This is a genomic window from Dietzia sp. MNB45, from assembly GCF_051994785.1.
GTDB classification, from domain to species: domain Bacteria; phylum Actinomycetota; class Actinomycetes; order Mycobacteriales; family Mycobacteriaceae; genus Dietzia; species Dietzia kunjamensis.
This window is the reverse complement of sequence record NZ_CP163397.1, coordinates 229,865-252,371: the sequence shown is the minus strand read 5'-3', so window position 1 is coordinate 252,371 and position 22,507 is coordinate 229,865. Positions and strand designations below refer to the sequence as shown.

Genomic DNA, 22,507 nt, shown 5'->3' with positions numbered 1-22,507 from the left:
GTCACCAGCGGTGCGGTCAGCCGATACGCCGGCGCAGTTCGTCCACTCCCCCGCCGGACAGCTCGTCGAGGAACACCGGCCGGCCCGCCATGGCCATCACCAGCGCCAGCGTCGGCCCCTCCACCTCCGGACCTGCGCCGGCCTCGAACGGCCCGTCGGTCGCCCGTAGGCGCAGTCCCTTCACGAGCCTCGCACTGTTCACCGCGAAGTCCTGCGACGCATAGAACCGCGCGACCCCGGTCAGGGGATCGACGGGGTAGGCGCGGGTCAGGCCGAGGGGCCGGCGGATGTCCTCCGCGTGCACGATCGTCTCGCCGAGCCACGCCGCGGGGTCCCCGAAGGGTGACACGCGGAGCGACGACGAGTCGACGAAGTTCTCCAGCGTCCTGCCGGGGCTGTCGCGGAGCTGCTCCCGCATCCTGCGCCGGTTGTGCCGGTCGGTGTCGAACCCCGCACCCACGATGCTGCGGACCCACCGGACCCGGCCCGTCCGGGCGACCGCCGTCAGATGGGCGAGGACCTCCTCCACGCTCCACCGGGTGCACAGCGACCCGGTGCGCCACTCCGCGTCGCGCAATGCCCCCAGCTCGTCGGCCAAGGCCGCGCGTTCCACGTGGATCGCCGCCCACAGTCGGTCCCGGTCGGCACGGGTGCGGCCCATGAGAACTCCTCCGTCGCGGTTGGGGTGGTCTCATCGAACCACGCGGCCCCGCCCGGCGGTGTGGTCCATGATGGAACCGTCCCCGCCCCCGACTGGAGGTCGACATGCGCAGATGGCTCCTCGGCGCGCCCCTGGCCGCCCTGGCCGCGGTCGCGGCCACGGACCTGCGGCAGACCAGGTTCCCGATCCTGCGGACGTTCCCCGTCCTCGGACACGCCCGCATGGCGCTGACCGCCATCGGACCCGAGCTGCGGCAGTACATCGTCGCCAGCAACGACGAGGAACGGCCGTTCACCCGGGATCAGCGCGACTGGATCTACGAGTCCGCCGAGTCCCGGGGAACCACGTTCGGGTTCGGTACGGACAACGATATCGAGTTCCTCGAGGGCTACCCGATCATCAAACAGCGCACCTTCAGTGACGTCACCCTGTCCGCGCTCCCCCATTCCGGACAGCAGCTCCCGCTCCCGCCCGCCAAGGTGCTCGGCGCCGCCCGCGGCCGGGCCCGCGCGTTCCGGCCGGACTCTTTGGTCAACATCTCGGCGATGAGCTACGGCTCGCTCTCCGCGCCCGCGGTCGAGGCCCTGGGTCGGGGTGCCGCCCTCTCGGGAGCCCTCCACAACACGGGTGAGGGCGGCCTGAGCCCCTACCACCAGAACGGCGCGGACCTCATCTTCCAGATCGGCACCGCCTACTTCGGGGTCCGCGACGACCGGGGACGGTTCGACATCGACAAGCTGGTCGCGCTCACCGAGAAGCACCCGATCCGGGCGATCGAGATCAAGCTCTCCCAGGGCGCCAAACCCGGCCTGGGCGGACTCCTCCCCGCGGCCAAGATCAGCGAGGAGATCGCCGCGATCCGCGGGATCCCGATGGGCGAGGACTGCGCGAGCCCCTCCCGGCACACCGCGTTCAGCGACGTCGACTCGATGCTCGACCTCATCGAGGACATCGCCGACCGCACCGGCCTGCCCGTCGGCATCAAGTCGGCCATCGGCGACATGACCTTCTGGGAGGAACTCGCCACCGCGATGGTCCCGCGCGACCGCGGCGTCGACTTCATCACGATCGACGGCGGGGAGGGCGGCACCGGCGCCGGTCCGCTCGTGTTCACCGACGCGGTGTCCCTGCCCTTCCGCCTCGGCTTCCCGCGCGTGTACTCGATCTTCGCCGAGGCGGGACTCACCGATGACGTCGTGTTCATCGGCGCCGGCAAGCTCGGCATCCCGGAGAACGCCGTGGTCGCGCTCGCACTGGGCGTGGACATGATCAACGTCGCGCGGGAGGCCATGCTGTCGGTGGGGTGCATCCAGGCGCAGAAGTGCCACACCGGCGGCTGCCCCACCGGTGTCGCCACCCAGAACCCGTGGCTGGTGCGCGGGGTGGAGCCCACCGCGATGGCCGAACGCTGCTCCAACTACATCCGGTCGCTACGCCGCGAGCTCGTCAAGGTCGCCGGCGCCGTCGGCGTCCCCCACCCCGGCCTGATCGGGCCCACCGACGTCGAACTCGCCCGCGGCACCCGGGACTCGCACACGCTCGCCGAGATCTACGGCTACGGGGACGGCTGGGGGCTGCCCGGACCGGACGACGCGCGGGCCGTCACCGAGATCATGGTCGCCGCCGGCGTCGCCGAGCACACCGCGGCGATCACCCCGCCGGGCGTCGAACCGGACTAGTCGCCCCCGGCGGCCCCCGCGCGCAGCAGGCCCAGCTCGCGGTTGAGGTTGGCGTGGGCTTGCTTCTCCCACATGTCGCGACCCGCGCGGGTGAGGAACACGGACCTGCGCTCGAGCAGTCCCTCGAGCGCGGCGATCCGCCCGGCGACGAACCTCTCGCCCGGGACGTGGGCGAACTCGTGCCGCACGTCCGCGGCGTAGGTATCGTAGGTCTCCGGGTCGGCACCCAGCACGGCCAGATCGGCGTCCGAGAGGACGGCCCCGTCGAGGTCTCCGGGCTCGATCCGGTGCCCGCCCATGAGGCGGACGAGGCGCGCGACCTCCTCGACGGGCGCGGCCGGGTCGAGCAGTTCCTCGGCCAGCGCCGCCGACTTCTCGTTGTTCTCCGCGCCCGCGGGGTCGAACACCGCGGCGTGCAGCCACGCGGCCAGCCGGACCGCCGTGGCGTCGAAGGTCTCCCCGTCCGCCTCGAGCGCGTCCACGGCCCGGAGCACGGCCCGCAGGTGCGTCTCGTTGTGGTACCGCCGCTGTGGCTCGTTCCAGCGTCTCAGCAGGTCAGCCCGCAGCTCGGGGGTGAGGAACCCGACGGGGGCGTCGAGGGGGTCAGCGGAGGCCGTGCGATCCGTGTCCATGGTCGGACTCTACCGCCGAAACCCCGCTGATCCGCGCCGGATCGGGTTACTCCTCCAGCTCCGAGCCCAGCCTCGGCGGGAACTCCTCGAGTGCGGCGAGCTCGGCGGTGTCGAACGTTCGGGCCCTGGACAGGAACCGCTTGCCGGTGGGGTTCTCGAGGCTGAACCCCGAGCCGCGTCCCGGGATCGCGTCCAGCACCAACTGCGTGTGTTTCCACGTCTCGAACTGGGAGCCCGAGATCCACACGCGGACCCCGGGGGCCAGGTCCAGCTCCCCCACCAACACGTCGCGCTGCCCCACACGGAACTCGCCGTCGGGGTAGCACATGGGCGCCGAGCCGTCGCAGCACCCGCCGGACTGGTGGAACATCACCGGGCCGTGCCGGCCGACGAGCTCGCGGATGAGTTCGACGGCCGGCTCGGTCGCCACGAGGCGCGGCGGCAGGTCGGCGGGCGCGCCCTCCGGCGGGAGCGCCCGCGCGGCGATGCGCACGCTCCCGCCCGAGGGCAGCCCGCACACGTCGTCCATCAGAAGAAGCCCTGCGGCTTGCCCGAGTAGCTCACGAGCAGGCACTTGGTCTGCTGGTAGTGGTCGAGCATCATGCGGTGGTTCTCGCGGCCGATGCCGGACTGCTTGTAGCCGCCGAACGCCGCGTGCGCCGGGTACTGGTGGTAGGTGTTGGTCCACACGCGGCCGGCCTGGATGGTGCGGCCGGCCCGGTAGGCGGTGGTGCCGTTGCGCGACCACACGCCGGCACCGAGTCCGTAGAGGGTGTCGTTGGCGATGGTCATGGCGTCGTCGAAGTCGGTGAACGAGCTCAAGCTGAGCACCGGACCGAAGATCTCCTCCTGGAACAGCCGCATCTTGTTGTGGCCGCGGAACACCGTGGGCTGCACGTAGAAGCCGCCCGCGAGGTCGCCGCCGAGTTCCGCCCGCCCGCCACCGGTGAGCACGTCCGCGCCCTCCTGCTTGCCGATGTCGATGTAGGACAGGATCTTCTCCAGCTGGTCGTTGGAGGCCTGAGCACCGAGCATGGTGTCGGTGTCCAGGGGGTTGCCCTGGGTGATCTTGTTGGTGCGCTCGATCGCGAGCTCGGAGAACTCGTCGAAGACCGACCTCTGGACCAGCGCGCGCGAGGGGCAGGTGCACACCTCGCCCTGGTTGAGGCCGAACATCGCGAAGCCCTCGAGCGCGGCCTGACGGAAATCGTCGTCGGCGTCCATGACGTCCTCGAAGAAGATGTTGGGGCTCTTGCCGCCCAACTCGAGTGTCACCGGGATGAGGTTCTCCGAGGCGTACTGCATGATCAGGCGCCCGGTGGTGGTCTCGCCGGTGAAGGCGACCTTGCGGATCCTCGGGTTGGAGGCCAGGGGCTTGCCCGCCTCGGTGCCGAAGCCGTTGACCACGTTGAGCACGCCGGGCGGGATGAGGTCACCGATCACCGACAGCAGGAACAGGATCGACGCCGGGGTCTGCTCGGCCGGCTTGAGCACCACGCAGTTGCCCGCGGCCAGTGCCGGGGCGAGCTTCCACACCGCCATCAGGATCGGGAAGTTCCACGGGATGATCTGGCCGACCACGCCGAGCGGCTCGTGGAAGTGGTACGCCACCGTGTCCTCGTCGATCTGCGAGATCCCGCCCTCCTGCGCGCGGATACACCCGGCGAAGTAGCGGAAGTGATCGATCGCCAGCGGGATGTCGGCCGCCAGACACTCGCGGATCGGCTTGCCGTTGTCCCACGATTCGGCCAGGGCGATGGCCTCGAGGTTCTCCTCCATGCGGTCGGCGATCCGGAGCAGGACCAGCGAGCGCTCGGCGGCGGAGGTGGCGTTCCAGGCCGGGGCGGCGGCCCACGCGGCGTCCAGGGCCGCCTCGATATCCTCGGAGGTGCCGCGGCCGACCTCGCAGAAGACCTGACCGGTGATCGGGGTGACGTTCTCGAAATACTCGCCCTTGACGGGTGCCACCCACTCGCCGCCGATGTAGTGCTCGTAGCGGCTCTCGTAGGACATCACCGAACCATCGGCGCCGGGCTGTGCGAAAACGGGCATCGTGCCCCTCCTTCTCCTCCGCGCGACCCCCGTGGCCGTCGCTGTGATGTAGGACACTAATTGCGGCAGGGTTGCAGCAACGTTGCACGACGGACGATTCCGTCCGACTCCGTGCGGGCACTGCCCGACCGGACAGGCCCCCACCCGTTCGACCTGCCGGAATCCACCGCATCCCCTCGCCGCGGACGTCCCGACCGCCCTACCGTCAGCCCCCATGGAGACCACCGCGAGACCCGGGGCGACCCGAGAGATTTCCGCGATCCGGGGCGGACCGGGCCGACGCTTCGGGGCGTTCACCGTCGTGGCCGACGCCCATCGGGTACGGATCGGGCACGACCTCAGCCACGACGAGGTGAGCGAGGCGGTGATCCCGGCCATGTCCCGCGACCTGCTCGACACCGGGGTCCTCCACACCGTGGACGAGTTCCACCGGGCCGTGACCGCGCTCGTGACCTCCCGGGACGGGAGCTGGCAGGAGTGCTGGTCCGACTACTACCGGTCCTCGATCGCAGCACTGACAAACGGCCACTGTCCGTTCTCCCCGGTCCACGACCGGGCGGTGGCGGAGTTGGTCGGCGACTCGGCGCTGGAGATCGGGTGTTGCTTCGGGTTCCTGTCCCTGCGGCTCTCACGGGAGGGGGCCGGGACCATCGCGGCAGATCTGGACCCCACCGTCCTCAGGCTGCTCCGGACCTGCGCACCGGCCGGTGACATCCTGCCGACCCCCGTCTGTCTCGACGCGCGGACGACCCCCTTGGCGACGGACACCGCGGACACCGTCTACCTCGTCCACGTCCTCGAGCACCTCGACGAGGACGCCGGCTGGGACGTGGTCCGCGAAGCCCTCCGTCTGGCGCGACGCCGCCTGGTGATCGCCGTCCCCTTCGAGGCGGTGGCGGTGGCACAGTACGGGCATGTCCGGACCTTCGACATCCCCACACTGACGAGCCTGGCCGCCCGGATCGCGACGGTCGGACACGGCCGGTCGGCCGGTATCCGGACGAAGGTCGACGAACACCACGGGGGATGGCTCGTGGTGGACACGTGAGCCCTCCCGCCACCCGCTCTTCTCCAGCCCCGCTCGCCTCACACCCCCGCCCGTCGCCGGTCAGAGCAACCCCTGCCGACTGGCCACGTACACCGCCTCGGCACGCCGGGAGACCTTGAGTTTGCGCAGGATGTTGCTGATGTGGAACTTGGCGGTGGTGGCCGAGATGAACAGGGCCTGACCGATCTCCTTGTTCGACATCCCCTCCGCCAGCAGCGTCAGGACCTCGATCTCCCGGGCCGACAGGGCCTCGGACGCCGAGCCCCCGCCCTTGAGAGCGTCGAGCACCATCGACGCGGTCCGGGTGTCGAAGGCGCTCTGCCCCGCCGACACCGACCGGACGGCGGTCACCAGCTCGGTGACATCCACGTTCTTGACCACGTACCCACGTGCTCCGGCCCGGACCGCACGCACGACTATCGCCTTGTCGAGGAAGGTGGTGAGCACCAGCGGGGCGACGCCGGGGAACAGGTCCCGGACCGCTGCACAGACCCGCAGCCCGTCGAGTTCCGAGCCGCTCCCTAGTTTGAGGTCGATCACCGCGACGTCCGGGCGGGTCGAGGTGATGACCTCCAGCGCCGAGTCCGCGGTCGACGCCTCCCCGACCACCTCGATATCGGGTTCCCGCTGCAGCATCAGCCGCAGCCCTTCTCGGAGGACCGAGTGATCGTCCACCAGGACGGTGCGGATCGTCGCCGGTGGGGTCATGGGGCCGGCCGCCGACGGGGTCATCGGACCGGCCGCCGGTCCGCACCGTCGACGCGGGGCGCCACCACCGTGATCGCCACCCCGCCCAGCTCGGACTCCGCGATGCTCATCACGCCCCCCACCAGTTCCGCCCTCTCCCTCATGTTGACCAGCCCGTGGCGCTCGTCGGGGGACCCGGTCCGGGCCGCTTCGAGCAGGTGGCGCAGGTCCTCCGGCCGGCCCTCGCCGTCGTCCTCCACGGTCAGGCCCACGGCCTCGTCACTGAAGTCCAGGGTCACCACCACGCCGTCCCCCCGCGAGTGTCTCGCGGCGTTCGCGAGCGCCTCACCGGCGATCCGGAGCAACTCGTGCTCGATCTCGTGGGTCGTGGGGAACTCGCTGCCGAGGACCCTGACCTCGTTGGACATGCTCGACGGGACGTGGAGACGACAGAGATCCTCGATCAGCCGACTCAGGCTCCCGTCACCGTCGTCGATCGTGCGGAGGGCGTAGATCACGGACCGCAACTGTTCGACGGCCTGGTCGGTCAGGTGCACCGCCTTCTCGAGCAGCGGCCGCTGCTGCTCGGCCCGTCCCACCGCGTCGAGGCCGAGTTGGAGATGCATCCCCGCGCCGAGGACGAGCTGGGACACGCTGTCGTGGAGTTCCCGGGCCATCCGCGACCGTTCCACGTCGAGGATCCGCTGGCGATGCGCGGCGTCGAGCTCCCGGTGGGCGATCTCGAGTTCGGAGTTCCGCCGGGACAGCTCCACCACGTGCCCCCGGGCCTCCTCGTACGCCTCCTCCGCCTGGGCGAGCAGCGTCTCCTTGTCCCGGAACAGGACGGAGTTGTGCAGGGCCACGGCCGCCTGCGCGGCGAGGATCCGCAGGACCACGGTGTCGATGTCATCGGCCGGTCTCCCGGGGTGGCGCCACGACGCCAGCCCGCCGATCACCCCGCCGTGCAGGACCAGCGGCACGGTCACCGCGTCGGGGCCGCCGGCCTCGGCCACCTCGGCGGAGCGGCCGCCCCGGAGCACCGCGAGCAGGACGTTGACCACGCCCTTGGGCAGACCGTCCGGCACAGGCGCGAGATCCCGCCCCTCGAACGCCACGAAGCGCCCCTCGGGGTCCACGAGGACGTGCCGTGGTTCGACGGACGGGAGCTGACCGTCCCGGAGGGCCACCAGCGCCCACTGGGCGTCGAGCTGGTCGTACGCGACCCTGAGGACGGACAGCATCAACTCCTCGGGCCCCTCGGCGGTCCGCACCAGCGCCCCGGAGACGCGATCGAGTGCGTGCATGGACCGTCGCAACCGCGATTCGGCCGCACGGTACTGGTCGAAGAAACTCCTTTTGACCGACCGCAGGCCGAGGAGGGAGTCCAGGTCCGTGGGCCCCTCGGTCATGACGCCTCCCGATAGAGTCGTTCGACGTCCTCGAGGGTGACGGGACGCGGATTCGTGGCCATGCAGAGATCGTCGAGCGCGTGCGCGGCCAACGTGGGGATGTCCTCGCCCCGGACTCCCAGGAGCGAGAGTCCCGACGGGATCCCGACCGACGCGGAGAGGTCCCGGAAGCGGTCCGCGACCCGGTCCGTCACCTGACCGCCCCGGGAACCGACCGTGACGCCGGCCGCGCGCGCCAGGTCGGCCATGCGGTCCGGAGGCATCACCACCCCGTTGTGTCGGACGACATGGGACAGCAGGACCCCGTTGATCTGGCCGTGGGACGAGTCGTACCGCCCGCCCACCGGGTGGCTCATCGCGTGGACCGCCCCCAGCACGGCGTTGCTGAACGCCATCCCCGCCTCGAGCGACGCCAGCGCCATGTCCTCCAGCTGCACGTGACTGAGCCGCTCGCCGGCCGCGAGCCTGTCGAGCGACCGCGCGCACAGCTCCACGGACCGCAGGGCGTGGGAGTCCGTCAGCGGGCCCGCCGCGCGCGAGAAGTACGCCTCCACCCCGTGCGAGAGCACGTCGATCGCGGTCGCCGCCCCCACGTCCTCGGGGACGGTCGCATGGGCACTCGGGTCGATGACCGTCACGTCCGGCACCAGCGACCGACTCACGATGGTCACCTTGGTCCGGCGGTCCGAGTCGTTGACCACGCAGAACTGCGAGACGTCGGCTCCACTGCCCGCCGTCGTCGGCACGGCCACCACCGGGGGCAGCGGCAGCCGGACACGGTCGACCCCCTCGTACTCGAGGACGTGCCCGCCGTTGGAGACGACGAGCGCGACCCCCTTGGCGGCGTCGATCACCGAGCCGCCGCCCACCGCCACGATCACGTCGCACCCCGAGGAGTGATAGGTCTGCGCGCCCTCGAGGATCTGGGACGCGCGCGGGTTGGGGCGGACGTCGGACCACACGACCGGCTCGGCACCCTGTGCCCTCAGCCCCTCGACGACCGTGCCCGGCCACGGGGTGAGTTCGAGCCACGGATCGGTGACGACGAGGGGGCGACGTGCGCCCAGCCCCATGGCGGCGGTCGCGGCCTCGGGCAGGGCTCCAAAGCCGAAGAGGATCTCCGGCGCGTGGAACTTCGCCACCCGGCCTTCCGACGACATGACCTCACGATAGGCCCGGGGCATCTCAGGCGAGCGAGCTTCCCAGCAGACCTGCCCGTTCGGACAGTTCCGCGGGGTCACGCGCGGTCACCACCCCGTCCAGGTATCGCGCATACGCGCTCAGTCCGCACGTGGGCCGGTTCCAGTACCTCCGGGCCTCCGGGGTGATCCACGCCATCCGGTGGGCCCGCCTGCTGATGCGGCCCACCAGGTCCTCCCGCGGATCGAGCCCGTTGCTCCGCCCGTCACCCACGATGAGGACCGAGGTCCGGGCGTCGATCAGGTCGCCGTGGCGGTCGAGCAGCTCGGCGAACATCCGGCCGTAGTCGCTGCTCGCCTCGAGATCCAGTCCGGGTGCGGACAGGACGGTCGCCAGCGCGTTCTCGCCGGACGACGACAGGAGGTGGTCCGTCACGTCGACGGGTCGGTCGACAAAGGCGACGACCGAACACCGGTTGACCTTCTGGTGCAGGCTCTGGGCCAGCCGCAGGACGAAGCCGGTGACGGGCCGGACCGAGAGCGACACGTCGACCAGGATCAGCAGCTTGAGCGGACCGGGGACGCGGGTCCGGTTCATGATGGTGAACGCCTCGCCGTCCGTCCCCCACGCCCGACGCAACGTGGAGCGAGAATCGAGCAGTCCGCGGGCGAACGGTCGCGATCGTCGGCGGGGGGCGCCACGGATGCGGCGCATCACCTCGTGAGACGCGCGTTCGAGGTCGGCGCTGTCGGTCACCTCCCGGCCACCGCGGACCTCGTCGTCGTCGACACGTCCGTCGGTGGCGTCCTCCGGGAGGCTCTTCAGGAACGCGACCACCGCGTCGACGAACATCCCCGCCTGCTCGCCTCTCAGATCCCCGCCGTCGTCACCGTGCGCCGCATACACTTGACGGGCGTCGTAGCCGTCGAGGGTCCGCAGGACGTCGAGCGCGTCCGCCCATTCCAACGACTCCTCACCGGACACCGAGATCGCGGAGGACCCCATCTCGCCGACATGGTCCGATGACGCGCGGTCCACCTCGATCTCGTAGGTGACCGAGGACTGCCACCGCTCCGCCCCCTCCTGGACCGCGAACTCCTCCTCCCCGGTCGCGGTCGAGAAGTCTGAGTCGTCGTAGTGCATGTCCTCGTTCCGCCGGCTCGTCTCGTCTCCCTCGACCAGATCCCCGATCTCGGCCGGGTCCAGGTCCGACGGGGTGGAGGGCGAGGACTCGTCCGTGTCCAGCTCCAGTTCGTCGGGCAGTCCGCCCACCTGCGGGGCGCCGCCGTGGGCCCCTCCGGCGTCCTCGGTACGGGTGGTCAGCACGCCCAGGAAGAAGCGGTCGAACACCGCGTCGAATCCCCGGTTCTCCCGCTGGTACTTGACCGTCACCGCACGGAGCGCCGCCCGCAGGGCCTCGGGCCGGGACGTCCCGACCATCGCGAGGACTGTCCGCAGCTCCACCACCTCGGCCGGGGAGACCGCCACCTCGCGCTCCCTGAGGAGTCGGCCGAACGCCACGGAGGCGATGTCAAGGACATCCGAGGGCGAGAGGCGGGACGCCGTCCCGGTCGTCATCGCCGTCCGGTCCCGCGCCCGGCCCCGCTGCGGGCCCGACCGGCCCCGAACGCGGCGGAGGTCGACGCCCCGGTCGCATCGGCGGCCGCCCTCATGTCCCGCCCGTTCCCTGCCGGCTCCTCTCCGGGGGCGCCCCCACCGCCGAGCACGCCGCGGGCGACATCGTCGTCGGACCGGTACTTCAGAAGGGCGGCGGACAGGACCCAGCCGAGCTCCGGACCGTCTCCTCCCCACACCGACGCGGCGCGGGCCGCGTCCACCACCTCGGAGATCGACGGAGGCTTGCGCAGCGGCATCTCGCGCAGTCGCCGCGCCTTCTCCACCACATCGGCCGCCACGGTCTCCGGAACCTCCGGTGCGCGGGATCGGACGATCTCCGTCTCCCGTGCGGCGTCCGGGAAGTCCACGTGGAAGTGCAGGCACCGGCGCTTGAGCGCACTCGACAGCTCCCGGGTGTCGTTCGAGGTGAGGATCACCCAGGGGGTGGTGCGTGCGCGGTAGGTGCCGAGCTCCGGGATCGTCACCTGTTTCTCCGCGAGCACCTCGAGCAGCATCGCCTCGAGCGACTCCTCCGTCCGGTCGATCTCGTCGATGAGCAGGACCACCGGGTCCTCGGACATGATCGCCTCGAGCAGCGGCCGAGTGACCAGGAAGTCCTCACCGTGGATCCCCACCTCCATCTCCGCCAGCGCGGCAGAGGCGGCGGCGAGATCCTCGTGCACCTGCAGTTCCACCGTGATCCGATCCCGGAGCATCTGGACGTGGAGCAACTGCTTGGCGTAGTCCCACTCGTACAGTGCCCGGGCGTCGTCGAGTCCCTCGTAGCACTGCAGCCGGACTAGCCGCCGACCGAACGCGGAGGCGAGCGACTTGGCCAGCTCGGTCTTGCCCACACCGGCCGGCCCCTCCAGCAGCAGCGGCCTGTCGAGGACCGTCGCCAGGTGCACGACCGTCGCGAGTTCCCGGTCGATGATGTAGCCCGTCCCGCGGAGCGCCTCCTGCAGGACCTCCACGTCGATCACCGCGTCCGCGGGACCCACCTCGTCGGGGCGATCGTCGATGACGTCCATGGTCGGGCCCTTCCCGTGTTCTGGATGGTGGTGTCCCCCCGGGGGGCGCGCGGGACGGATCCGCTCGCCCGCCCCCGGGGAGGACCTGGTGGGGTTAGTGCGACCTGCCGGTGCGAGACGGTCAGTACGAACCGGTCATCGCGTGTTCGACCATCGGGATCAGTGACTCGACCGTGGACTCACGCGGGTTACCCGGGGTGCACGCGTCCCCCATCATGTGTTCGGCGATCCTGCGGATGTTCTCCGCCGAGGTATCGATCCTGTCGCCCTTGCCCTTGTACTTGCCCGTGTCCATCTGGTTCTTCTCGTACAGCCCGGGCGTGATCTGACTGAAGTTGTCGGGGATACCGACGTCCTTGGACAACCGGATGGCGGCCTCCACCGCGGCGTCGGCGGCCTGGACGGTCGTCATGTTGCGGGTGTCCACGCCCATCTGCGGCGCGAGTTCGGCGTAGCGCTGGTAGCGGGACGGCAGGTTGTACTCCCACACCCGGGGCAGGGCGATCGCGTTGTTCAGACCGTGGTGCGTGTCGTAGTAGGCGCTGATCGCGTGGGACATCGAGTGGATCATGCCCAGGCCGCCCGAGTTGAACGCCTGCGTCGCGATGTACTGCGCGTTCATCATCCCGGTCCGCGCCTCGAGGTTGCGGGGGTCGTACACGGCCGTCGTGAGGTTGTCCGCCACGAGTTTGGTCGCGTACAACGCATTGCCCAGCGACGGGGCGAAGTCGAGCCGCGAGACGTACGGCTCCGAACAGTGCGCGAGGACGTCGAAGCCGCAGTAGGCGGTGAAGTGCTGGGGGCAGGAGTAGTAGAGGAGCGGGTCGTCCATCGCCAGCGAGACCAGGCTGGCGTCGTCGAACGCGACCCACTTGTGCGGGTGGTCCATGTCCGAGGTGTCGGTGATCACGTAGGCCCACGAGGTCTCCGCACCGGTCCCCGCAGTGGTGGACACCGCGATGTGCGGCGGGTTCTCGAAGTTGGTGGACTTGGAGAAGCCCTGGAACTCGTTGATGTCGCGGCCGTCGTGGGCGATCACCACGCGCGCGCCCTTGGCGGCGTCGTGGCTGGAGCCACCGCCCACCGAGATGATGCCGTCGCACTTCTCCGAGTTGTAGAGGGCCGCGGCGTCCATGACGTTGTAGTCCTTCGGGTTGGACTCGACCTTGTCGAAGACCACGACGTCGAGCCCCTGATACTCGATCTTGCCCTTGAGCTCCTCGATGATCCCCGACCCGCGTAGTCCGGTGGTCATGATGAGAACCCGGGTCATCCCCAGCTTCTTGGCCTCCACGCCGAGGATGTCGTGTGCTCCGACACCCAGCAGAGCCTTGGGGAGAGGGTGGAACTCCTTGATCGGCATGTCCCAGATCTGATTCAGTTCGATCGCCATCGTGCGCCTCCTGCTCGAGCGACCCCCACCTTCGGCGGGGCGGTGAATGTGACACCGATCACTCTTGCCCGGCGGCCGCCCTGTCCGGAACAGCTACTGCGGTGTTCTGTCCACCCGGCACACACGGACAACCCGGATGGCACCGCCGCACCTACCCGAACGGACGGGCCCGGGCCGATTCGTCCCCGACATTCAGGCCACCGTCGCCGTCGCGATCCCCGCGCCCCTCACGCCCCGAAGCGCTGATCGAGGACGCGACACCGCGCCTCGGCCGCCGCGACGGTGGAGGCGTCCGCGTACCGGGACCGGGCCAGGCTCCGCCACGCGGCGAGGTCCTCCCGCCCGGCGCCGGCGACCCAGGCCCTGAGGACGGGGAGCCGATCAGCGGACAGGACCGCGGCCCGCACCATCGAGTGGAGCTCGAGCCGCAGGTCGGCCACCCCGGGAGCGTCCGAGGCCGGCAGGATAGGTCCCGGATAGGAGGCCACCGCCTTCATCACGTCCCCGGAATCGAGTGCGTCCGTGACCTCTCGGACGTCGGTGACCAGAGCGCCCGGGGCCAGGCGGTAGGGCCTCGAGGCCACCACATCCGGCCCGAACACCCGCCGGAGGCGGGAGACCTCGGCGCGGACGCTGACCTCGTCGAGTCTGTCGTCGGCGAGCAGTTCCGCGAGCGCCCCTCCCGTCAACCCCTCCGGATTCGCGTCGAGCAGGACACAGATCTCGGCATGCCTGCCGGTCAGGGCACGCCCCGCGCCTCCCGGGCCGTCCCCGTCGAGGACGCCGGCCCCCGCACCGAGCACCCGCAGCCTCACACGCCCTCCGAGGGGGTGGTCGACCCCGCCTCGCCGGGGGACGACGAGGCCGGCGGCCGTGCGCAGCTCGCCCTCGGCGAGCATCACCGTCGCCCGTATCAGCGCGAGCATCTGGTCCGAGGTGGCGCTGCTCGGGCCGGTGACGTCGATGAGCCCGATCAGTTCACCCGTGGCGGGGTCGTGGACCGGTGCCGCCGCACAACTCCATTCGTGGGCCATCTCAAGATAGTGCTCGGATCCGCGGACCCGCACCTCGGTGTCGTGCCTCAGCGCGAGCCCCGGCGCGTTGGCCCCGACCGCCTCGTCCGTCCAGACCGCGCCGGGGATGAACGCCATGGACTCCGCGCGGGACCTGACCCCGCGGTCACCGATCACCCGCAGCAGTCGTCCCCGCTCGTCCGCGACAGCGACGATGTGCCCGCTGGAGACCACCCCCGGGACGAGGACGGACTCGACCACCGGGAGGACCGACGCCATCCGGTGCTGCGCCACGTGGCGGGAGAGGTCCGGACCCTCCAGTTCGACCGACGGCGCGACCACCGTGGGGTCGATCCCCCGGTGCCTGCTGCGCTCCCACGACTCGGCCACCAGCAGGCTCGCCGCGGGTCCCGTACCCCCGAACATGACGCTAGTGTAACCCATATCACAGTAACGAGGATCACGAACCTGACGCGCCCCTCATGAACGGATCTAAATAGACCGTGCTGAACACGGATGGCGAGCAACCCTCTACACTTGACAGTGATACAGGCCACACATGACCTAAGGATCGCGATGACGACCGAGTTCGCCACCCCTCCCGCCTCGAAGCCCTTTCCCGTTCCGAACCTGGCCAGACTGGTGTTCAAGAACGCGGAGGAGGCCCCGAACGACGTCGCAGTGCTGCGCCGCGTCGGTAGCGACTGGAAAGAGGTCACCTGCGCCCAGTACCTGGAGGAGGTCAAGGGCGTGGCCAAGGGCTTCATCGCCCGTGGCGTCAAGCCGGGCGATCGCCTCGCGATCATGAGCCACACCCGCTACGAGTGGTCGCTGATCGCCTGGGCGGCCTGGTCCGTGGGCGCGGTGACGGTGCCGATCTACGAGACCTCGTCGTCGGCGCAGTGCAACTGGATCCTGACGGACTCCGGGGCGACCGTCGCAGTGGTCGAGGACCTCGACCTGCGCGAGGTGCTCACCGCGGAGACCGAGTGGCAGGGCGACATCCTCGTCATCGAGAACGATCTCGTCGCCCAGCTCACCGAGGCCGGCGCGGCCGTCTCCGACGAGGAACTCGAGCAGGCCTCGCTGGCGATGGGTCACGAGGACCCCTGCGCGATCATCTACACCTCCGGCACGACCGGCAACCCCAAGGGCTGCGAGATCCTGCACGGCGGGTTCGGCGGCGTCGTGGTGGCCGTGGAGGAGCAGCTCCAGGACGCGTTCGTACCCAACAGCCGCACCCTGATCTTCCTGCCGCTGGCCCACGTCCTGGCCCGCATCCTGGAGGTGGCGTGCTTCTACAAGCGCGTCGCCGTGGCCCACGAGCCCGACACGACCAAGGTCGTCGAGCGGCTGGCGGAGATCCACCCGACGTTCCTCGTGTCGGTGCCGCGCGTGCTGGAGAAGGTGTACAACTCCGCCGCGGGCAAGGCCGAGGCCGCCGGTGGCGCCAAGGCAAAGATCTTCAAGGCCGCCGTGCAGACCGCCATCGACTACTCCAAGGCCATCGAGGGCGGGGGCAAGCCGTCCGCCGGCCTGGCGCTCAAGCAGAAGCTCTTCTCCAAGCTCGTCTACTCCAAGCTGCACGACGCCCTCGGCGGCGAGTGCAACCGCATCATCTCCGGTGGCGGCCCCCTGGGCGCCCGCCTGGGCCACTTCTACCGGGGTGCGGGCTTCGACCTCCTCGAGGGCTACGGCCTGACCGAGTCCTCGGGCGTGCTCACCGTCAACCCGACCAACCGGGCCAAGATCGGCACCGTCGGTCGCCCGATCCCGGGTGTGACCATCCAGATCGCCGATGACGGCGAGGTCCTGGCGAAGGCCAAGACCCTGTTCAAGGGCTACTGGCAGAATCCGCAGGCCAACGAGGACTCCTGGACCGGCGAGTGGTACCACACCGGTGACATCGGCGAGCTGGACTCCGACGGCTACCTGTCCATCACGGGCCGCAAGAAGGACCTTATCGTCACTGCCGGCGGCAAGAACGTCTCGCCTTCGCAGATCGAGGACCTGCTCTCGTCCGACCCCCTGATCAGCCAGGCCGTCGTCGTGGGCGACAACCGCAACTACATCGCCGCGCTGGTCACCATCGACCAGGAGACTTTCCCGGCGTGGCGCGACAAGCACGGCAAGACCGGCGAGGTGGAGGACCTGCTCCGGGACGGCGACCTGGTGGGCGCGATCCAGGACGCCGTGGACCGGGCCAACAAGTCGGTCTCCCGCGCGGAGTCCATCCGCAAATTCAAGATCCTCGCAGCCGAGTTCACGGTGGAGAGCGGCGAGCTCACCCCGACGCTCAAGCTCAAGCGCAACATCGTGCACGACCGCTTCGGCAGCGAGATCGAGTCGCTGTACACCGACGCCTGATCCACCGATCGCGAGAGCGCCCGGGCCCGGACGGGGTCCGGGCGCTCCCACATCCGCCCGATCAGGCGTACATGCCCTCGATCTGCCCGGCGTAGTGCTCCGCGACCACGTGCCGCTTGACCTTGAGGGTCGCCGTCAACTCGCCCGAGTCCTCAGTGAAGTCGCGGGGCAGTACGACGAACTTCTTGACGCCCTCGGCGTGCGAGACCTGCCGATTGGCATCGTCAACGGCGGCCTGGATCTCGGCGCGCAGCGCGGGGTCGGTGACCAGGTCCTCGACCGGCCGGCCGCTGCGATCGTTCTCCGCCGCCCAGTTCTCGAGCTCGACCTCGTCCACCGTGATCAGCGCGGAGACGAACTTACGGGCCTCACCGATGAGGACCGCGTGGCCGACGAGTCGATGCGCCCGGATCGCGTCCTCGATCTGCCCCGGCGAGACGTTCTTACCGCCAGCGGTGACGATGATCTCCTTGGCGCGACCGGTGATCGTCAGGTAGCCGTCCGCGTCGAGCGAGCCGAGGTCACCGGTGGCGAACCAGCCGTCGCGGACGGCCTCGGCGGTCGCCTCCTCGTTGTTCCAGTAGCGGTCGAAGATCAGCTCGCCGGCCAGTTCCACCTCACCACTGTCGGCGATCCGGACGCTCGTCCCGGCCACGGGTCGCCCGACGGTGCCGATGCGCTGGCAACCGGGGCCGTTCACGGTCGCGGCGGCGGTGCTCTCGGTGAGCCCGTAGCCCTCGTAGACGGGCACGCCGGCTCCGCGGAAGAAGTGCGAGATGCGGTCAGGCAGGGCGCCTCCGCCGGAAATGGCGTACTCACAGCGACCGCCGAGCGCCGCGCGGATGGCCCTGTACACGAGCAGGTCGAGAGCCTTGTACCGGGCGGCGTGCAGGAGCGAGGGCCGGCGCGCGTCGTCCAGTCCGTCGTTGCCGCGCAGACGGCTGTCCTCGATGGCGACCGCTTCGGCGCGCTCGAAGATCCGCCTCTGAACCGCGCCCTTGGCGGCGGCCTTCGTGGCGATCCCGTCGCGCACCTTCTCGAAGACGCGGGGGACCCCGAGAATCATGTGCGGCCGGAAATCGGCGAAGCGCGGGAGGATGGTGGAGGTGTCGTCCCAGAAGCCGACGGTCGCGTCACCGAGGTAGACCGTGTAGGTCACGGCGCGGGCGAGCACGTGGGCCAGTGGCAGGAACATCAGGACCTTCTTGCCCTGCTGCGCCATCGACCCGATGGGGTGGTCGAGCAGCGCGTGACACTCCGACAGGAGGTTGCGGTGGGTGATCACGCAACCTTTGGGCCGTCCGGTGGTGCCGGAGGTGTAGATGATCGAGGCGGGGGTGTCGAGCTCGAGAGTGGCCACCGCGGCGTCCAGGGTCTCGGCCTCGACGGACTCGCCGTCGGCCTCGAGGGCCTCGAGCCCGCCGTCGTCGAGGTAGAGGATCCGGGTGCAGGTGTCGGGGACGGTCGTGTCTCCGACGACGACGACGTGTTCATCGTTCTCGGCCACGAGAACCTTCGCCGCGGAATCGGCGAGAATCCATTCGAGTTGCCCCGCCGAGGATGACGGGTAGATCGGCACGGTGATGGCTCCGGCGGTCCAGACGGCGAGATCGACCAGCACCCATTCGAGGCGGGTTCCGGCCATGAGCGCCACCCTGTCCCCGGGCTCGACGCCGGCCGCGATGAGTCCGGCCGCGATCCTGTCCACGCGCTCGACGAGTTCGGCGTTGGAGACGGATCGCCACCGGCCGTCGACGTGATGGTCGAACGGGACCGCCCGCGGCGCCGTGGCGGCGCGCCCTCGCGCCACCACCGGGATCAGGTCGGAACGTATGAAGTTTCGCTGGGCGGGGACGGTGATCTCGCGCATGCCGGAGGCGGCCTTTCGGGCGACGATGAAAATGGAGCGCAGTCGATTATCGGCCCGACGGGCGCTCGTGGCAATCAGGGGACCATTCCCTGGCCACACCCTCGTGCCATCTCGACCTATCGCGTACACTCGCGAATAGACAGACCTGTTCATTCTTCAGAACGGAACACACCATGGCGCAGATCTACTCCGACATCTCTGAGACCATCGGCAAGACCCCGCTGGTCCGTCTCAACTCCCTGACCGAGGGACTGCAGGCCACCGTCCTGGCCAAGCTCGAGTCCGCCAACCCGGCCGCGAGCGTGAAGGACCGCATCGGCGCGGCGATCATCGACGACGCGGTGGCGTCGGGCGGCCTCAAGCCCGGTGGCACGATCGTCGAGGGCACGTCCGGCAACACCGGTATCGCGCTGTCCATGGTCGCGGCGGCCCGCGGTTTCAAGGCCGTCATCGTCATGCCCGACACCATGTCGGTCGAGCGCCGCGCCGTGATGCGCGCCTACGGTGCCGAGCTCATCCTCACGCCGGGCTCCGAGGGCATGAAGGGTGCGGTGGCCAAGGCCGAGGAGATCGCCGCGACGCGTGAGAACGCCGTCCTGGCGCGCCAGTTCGCCAATCCCGCCAACGCGGACGTCCACCGCCGCACCACCGGCCCCGAGATCTGGGAGGACACGGACGGCGACATCGACGTGTTCGTGGCCGGCATCGGCACCGGCGGCACCATCTCCGGCGCGGGCAACTACCTGCGCTCGCAGAAGTCGGACCTGCACATCGTCGCCGTCGAGCCCAAGGACTCGCCGCTGCTGACCGAGGGCAAGGCCGGACCGCACAAGATCCAGGGCCTGGGCGCCAACTTCGTGCCCGAGATCCTCGACCGCGAGATCTACGACGAGGTCATCGACGTGACCCTCGAGGACTCGCTGGAGATCGCCAAGCGGCTCGGCAAGGAGGAGGGCATCCTCGCGGGCATCTCCTCCGGCGCCAACGTGTGGGCCGCCCTCGAAATCGCCAAGCGCCCCGAGAACGCCGGCAAGACCATCGTCGTCATCGTGTGCGACTACGGTGAGCGCTACGTCTCCACGATGCTGTTCGAGGACTACCGCGACTGATGACGCCGACGACCGATCGCCCGGTGGGGTTCTGGCGCACGCTGCGCGAGGACCTCGCCGCGGCGCGCGCCCATGACCCCGCCGCCCGGGGCGACGTCGAGAACGCCGTCGTCTACTCCGGCCTGCACGCGATCTGGATCCACCGTCTGTCCCACCGCCTGTGGAACGCGGGCGGGTTCGGTCGGACCGCCGGGCGCGTCCTGTCCCAGTTCTCACGGTTCCTCACGGGGATCGAGATCCATCCCGGCGCCACCATCGGCCGACGATTCTTCATCGACCACGGGATGGGCGTCGTCATCGGTGAGACAGCTGAGATCGGCGACGACTGCATGCTCTACCACAGCGTCACCCTGGGCGGGGTCTCTCTCAAGCAGACCAAGCGTCATCCCACGCTCGGCGACCGCGTGACCGTGGGCGCCGGCGCGAAGATCCTGGGTCCCGTCGAGATCGGCAACGACTCCTCGGTCGGCGCCAATGCCGTCGTCGTCAAGAGCGCCCCCGCCGACTCGATCGTCGTGGGCATCCCGGGCGAGGCACGGCCGGCGAGGTCCACCAAGGAGGAACTGCGCGACGCGCAGTTCTACATCGACCCGGCCATCTACATCTGAGCCAGATCCCATCGAGAAGACCGTTCCCCCCGCATCGTCCGAGTGACGGCGTGCGGAACGGTCTTCTCGTCGACGGACTAGGCTCTCCGGCTGTGCGGACGCTTCCCACCACCTACTGGCTGCGCGCCCCGCTGGCGCTGCTGGCCCTCGCCTCGGTCGTCATGGTCCTGCGGGCGCCCGACGAGCGGACCCCGTGGTGGGGCATCACCGGGAACTTCCTCGACGTCAACGTCTACCGCTGGGGCGGCAGCGCCGTCCTGAACTCGATCCCGTTGTACGACGGACTGCTCACGGGTGACGACTCCGGGCGCTTCTACCCGGAGATGCCGTTCACCTACCCGCCGTTCTCCGCCCTGCTGTTCACCCCTCTTGACCTGGTGACCCCGCGGCTCATGGAGGCGGCGTGGCTCGCGCTGACCCTCGTCCTGCTCTACCTCGCGGTCCGGATGTGTCTGCGCGCGCTGGACTACCGCCCGGACCGCGTCACCGCCCAGGTCTCGCTGTGTCTCGCGCTCATCGCCCTGTCCACCGAGCCGGTGCGGACCACCGTGTGGTTGGGCCAGATCAACATCCTCCTCCTGGTCCTGGTCCTGGCCGACCACCTCGCCTGGAGGTCGGGCCGCCGGTGGGCGGGGATCGGTTCGGGCCTGGCCGCGGGCATCAAACTCACCCCGGCGTTCTTCTGGGCGCACTGGGTCCTCACCGGACGCTGGCGGATGGCCGTCGTCTCCGGGGCGGCGTTCGGCGGCACCGTCGCCCTCGGCTTCGTGCTGATCCCCCGCGACGCCGCGGGCTACTGGTCGGGGACCCTGTTCGAGTCCCAGCGGATCGGGCACGACGCCATGTTGGCCAACCAGTCCCTGCGGGGTGCCATGGCCCGTCTCGCCGGCACGGAGATGGCGCCCACCTGGGCGTGGCTGCTCGGGGCCGCTGTGGTGGCGGCCGTCGGCCTGGGCGTCGCCGCGCTGGCCCATCGCGCCGGACACCAGCTCCTCGCCCTGACGTTGGCCGGACTGACGATGACCATGGTCTCGCCGTTCTCCTGGGGCCACCACTGGGTGTGGTTCGTCCCGCTACTCGTGCTGACCGTGCACTACGCGATCGCCGCCCGGCGCTGGTATCTCTGGCTGCTGCCGGCGCTGCTCTGGGCGGCCACCGCCAACTGGGTGCAGAGCTTCCCCGACCCGAACTTCCCGGACGACCGCTGGGTGGCGATGGGCCTGTTCATGCTCGGCGGCGACATCCCGCCGGTCATCTACACCGTGATCACCAACGCCTACCCGCTGACCTGGTTGGCCGCGGTGGGGCTCGCCGCCCTCCTGCTCCTACGCGCCGGCCCGGACGGCGCTAGGCTGCGCGACTATGGGACGGCGGACGACTCGTCACCCGGCGCGCAGGATCGTCGCCGCGGGTGACGTCAGGCGAGAGGTGGCGACGCTCGCCGTCGAGGAACCACTCGAGATCAGGGTCGGCGGCCAGCCGTTCGTCGTGACCATGCGGACGCCGGGCGACGACATGGACCTGGCGGCGGGCCACCTGGTCTCCGAGGGCGCCGTCTGGAACCGCGAGCACCTGCCCGAGATCTGCTACTGCACCACCGTCAGCGGACGGACCGAACAGGACTACAACACCCTCACCGTGACCCTGTCACCGGACATCCCGGAGCCCCGCTCCGCGCGGGCGTCCACCATGAGCAGCGCCTGCGGCGTGTGCGGCGTGGACTCGATCGACGAGGTCCGGCGCTCGACCCACTTCCCGGCCGAGCCGGCGGAGCCGCTCATCGATCCCGCGGTCCTGCTGTCCCTGCCCGACCGACTCCGCGAGCACCAGCGGGTCTTCGACAAGACGGGGGGCGTCCACGCGGCGGGGTTGTTCACTGCCACCGGAGAACTGCTGTGCCTGCGTGAGGACGTGGGGCGACACAACGCGGTGGACAAGGTGGTCGGCTGGGCGTTGCGCGAGGGGCGATTGCCGCTGCGCGGGGCCATCCTGCAGGTCTCCGGCCGGGCCTCGTTCGAGCTCGTGCAGAAGGCGTCGATGGCGGGGATCCCGCTCCTGTCCGCGGTGAGCGCGCCGTCATCGCTGGCGGTGGACCTCGCCGCGGAAACCGGCGTGACCCTGGCCGCCTTCAGCCGGGTCGACCGCGCCACCATCTACACCCACCCCGAACGCATCCGCGACTGACTCACCC

General features: G+C 70.1%; 19 protein-coding genes. 7 read left to right on the top strand and 12 right to left on the bottom strand.

The genetic code is table 11. The annotated features are described in order from the left end of the window. Positions 1-16 precede the first annotated feature (16 nt). On the bottom strand, positions 17-661 hold the full coding sequence (locus AB5G72_RS01235; protein ID WP_440220748.1) for a maleylpyruvate isomerase family mycothiol-dependent enzyme: 645 nt from the start codon (positions 659-661) through the stop codon (positions 17-19). Positions 662-765: 104 nt separating this feature from the next. Here AB5G72_RS01235 and AB5G72_RS01230 point away from each other — a divergent pair, with 104 nt between their 5' ends. Beyond that, the gene (locus tag AB5G72_RS01230; protein ID WP_440220747.1) at positions 766-2,340 is read left to right on the top strand and encodes a glutamate synthase-related protein; all 1,575 of its coding nucleotides are present in this window, start codon (positions 766-768) and stop codon (positions 2,338-2,340) included. Here the strand turns inward: AB5G72_RS01230 and AB5G72_RS01225 are convergent. Genes AB5G72_RS01225 through exaC form a run of 3 tightly spaced genes read right to left on the bottom strand, consistent with a single transcriptional unit; the run spans position 2,337 to position 5,024 of the window. Beyond that, positions 2,337-2,972, bottom strand: coding sequence for an HD domain-containing protein (locus AB5G72_RS01225; protein ID WP_096906265.1), 636 nt, complete (start codon positions 2,970-2,972; stop codon positions 2,337-2,339). The two genes, AB5G72_RS01230 and AB5G72_RS01225, sit on opposite strands and share 4 nt — an antisense overlap. 46 nt (positions 2,973-3,018) lie before the next feature. Beyond that, positions 3,019-3,501 (bottom strand): DUF779 domain-containing protein, encoded by a 483-nt coding sequence (locus AB5G72_RS01220; RefSeq protein WP_194307384.1) that lies wholly within the window; start codon positions 3,499-3,501, stop codon positions 3,019-3,021. Then, positions 3,501-5,024, bottom strand: coding sequence for an acetaldehyde dehydrogenase ExaC (gene exaC / locus AB5G72_RS01215; RefSeq protein WP_440220746.1), 1,524 nt, complete (start codon positions 5,022-5,024; stop codon positions 3,501-3,503). The genes AB5G72_RS01220 and exaC overlap by 1 nt, the downstream gene beginning before the upstream one ends. 214 nt (positions 5,025-5,238) lie before the next feature. Here exaC and mftM point away from each other — a divergent pair, with 214 nt between their 5' ends. After that, positions 5,239-6,072: a mycofactocin oligosaccharide methyltransferase MftM gene (gene mftM / locus AB5G72_RS01210; RefSeq protein WP_182635368.1), complete on the top strand. Its 834-nt coding sequence runs from the start codon at positions 5,239-5,241 to the stop codon at positions 6,070-6,072. A gap of 60 nt (positions 6,073-6,132) precedes the next feature. Here the strand turns inward: mftM and AB5G72_RS01205 are convergent, their stop codons facing one another. The 7 genes from AB5G72_RS01205 to AB5G72_RS01175 all read right to left on the bottom strand — a co-directional run bounded on the left by AB5G72_RS01205 (position 6,133) and on the right by AB5G72_RS01175 (position 14,788). Continuing rightward, positions 6,133-6,804: a MadR family response regulator transcription factor gene (locus AB5G72_RS01205; protein WP_440220745.1), complete on the bottom strand. Its 672-nt coding sequence runs from the start codon at positions 6,802-6,804 to the stop codon at positions 6,133-6,135. After that, the gene (locus AB5G72_RS01200) at positions 6,801-8,168 is read right to left on the bottom strand and encodes a GAF domain-containing sensor histidine kinase (RefSeq protein WP_440220744.1); all 1,368 of its coding nucleotides are present in this window, start codon (positions 8,166-8,168) and stop codon (positions 6,801-6,803) included. Before AB5G72_RS01200 ends, AB5G72_RS01205 begins: the two co-directional genes overlap by 4 nt. Beyond that, on the bottom strand, positions 8,165-9,328 hold the full coding sequence (locus tag AB5G72_RS01195; RefSeq protein ID WP_241727798.1) for an iron-containing alcohol dehydrogenase: 1,164 nt from the start codon (positions 9,326-9,328) through the stop codon (positions 8,165-8,167). Before AB5G72_RS01195 ends, AB5G72_RS01200 begins: the two co-directional genes overlap by 4 nt. Positions 9,329-9,353: 25 nt before the next feature. Beyond that, entirely contained in the window at positions 9,354-10,886 is a 1,533-nt protein-coding gene (locus tag AB5G72_RS01190) for a VWA domain-containing protein (RefSeq protein ID WP_440220743.1), read from the bottom strand. Beyond that, the gene (locus AB5G72_RS01185; RefSeq protein ID WP_067714965.1) at positions 10,883-11,956 is read right to left on the bottom strand and encodes a MadB family AAA-type ATPase; all 1,074 of its coding nucleotides are present in this window, start codon (positions 11,954-11,956) and stop codon (positions 10,883-10,885) included. The genes AB5G72_RS01190 and AB5G72_RS01185 overlap by 4 nt, the downstream gene beginning before the upstream one ends. A 121-nt stretch (positions 11,957-12,077) precedes the next feature. Beyond that, positions 12,078-13,349 (bottom strand): NDMA-dependent methanol dehydrogenase, encoded by a 1,272-nt coding sequence (mdo, locus tag AB5G72_RS01180; protein ID WP_067714967.1) that lies wholly within the window; start codon positions 13,347-13,349, stop codon positions 12,078-12,080. Between the two features lie 227 nt (positions 13,350-13,576). Beyond that, a complete protein-coding gene (locus AB5G72_RS01175; protein ID WP_082923828.1) occupies positions 13,577-14,788 on the bottom strand; it encodes a GAF domain-containing protein in 1,212 nt (403 codons plus the stop codon). A gap of 150 nt (positions 14,789-14,938) precedes the next feature. Between AB5G72_RS01175 and AB5G72_RS01170 the strand changes: the two genes are divergently transcribed. Then, on the top strand, positions 14,939-16,729 hold the full coding sequence (locus tag AB5G72_RS01170) for an AMP-dependent synthetase/ligase (RefSeq protein WP_154829487.1): 1,791 nt from the start codon (positions 14,939-14,941) through the stop codon (positions 16,727-16,729). Positions 16,730-16,790: 61 nt separating this feature from the next. Here AB5G72_RS01170 and AB5G72_RS01165 read toward each other — a convergent pair whose 3' ends face one another. After that, on the bottom strand, positions 16,791-18,599 hold the full coding sequence (locus AB5G72_RS01165; protein ID WP_440220742.1) for an AMP-dependent synthetase/ligase: 1,809 nt from the start codon (positions 18,597-18,599) through the stop codon (positions 16,791-16,793). A gap of 173 nt (positions 18,600-18,772) precedes the next feature. Here AB5G72_RS01165 and cysK point away from each other — a divergent pair, with 173 nt between their 5' ends. The 4 genes from cysK to fdhD all read left to right on the top strand — a co-directional run bounded on the left by cysK (position 18,773) and on the right by fdhD (position 22,500). After that, positions 18,773-19,708: a cysteine synthase A gene (gene cysK / locus AB5G72_RS01160; protein ID WP_440220741.1), complete on the top strand. Its 936-nt coding sequence runs from the start codon at positions 18,773-18,775 to the stop codon at positions 19,706-19,708. Further along, positions 19,708-20,316 (top strand): serine O-acetyltransferase EpsC, encoded by a 609-nt coding sequence (epsC, locus tag AB5G72_RS01155; RefSeq protein ID WP_253002963.1) that lies wholly within the window; start codon positions 19,708-19,710, stop codon positions 20,314-20,316. The genes cysK and epsC overlap by 1 nt, the downstream gene beginning before the upstream one ends. 92 nt (positions 20,317-20,408) lie before the next feature. Then, complete coding sequence (locus AB5G72_RS01150; RefSeq protein WP_154829493.1) at positions 20,409-21,731, top strand: glycosyltransferase 87 family protein; 1,323 nt, start codon at positions 20,409-20,411, stop codon at positions 21,729-21,731. Next, entirely contained in the window at positions 21,679-22,500 is an 822-nt protein-coding gene (fdhD, locus tag AB5G72_RS01145; RefSeq protein WP_154829495.1) for a formate dehydrogenase accessory sulfurtransferase FdhD, read from the top strand. Before AB5G72_RS01150 ends, fdhD begins: the two co-directional genes overlap by 53 nt. Positions 22,501-22,507 lie beyond the last annotated feature (7 nt).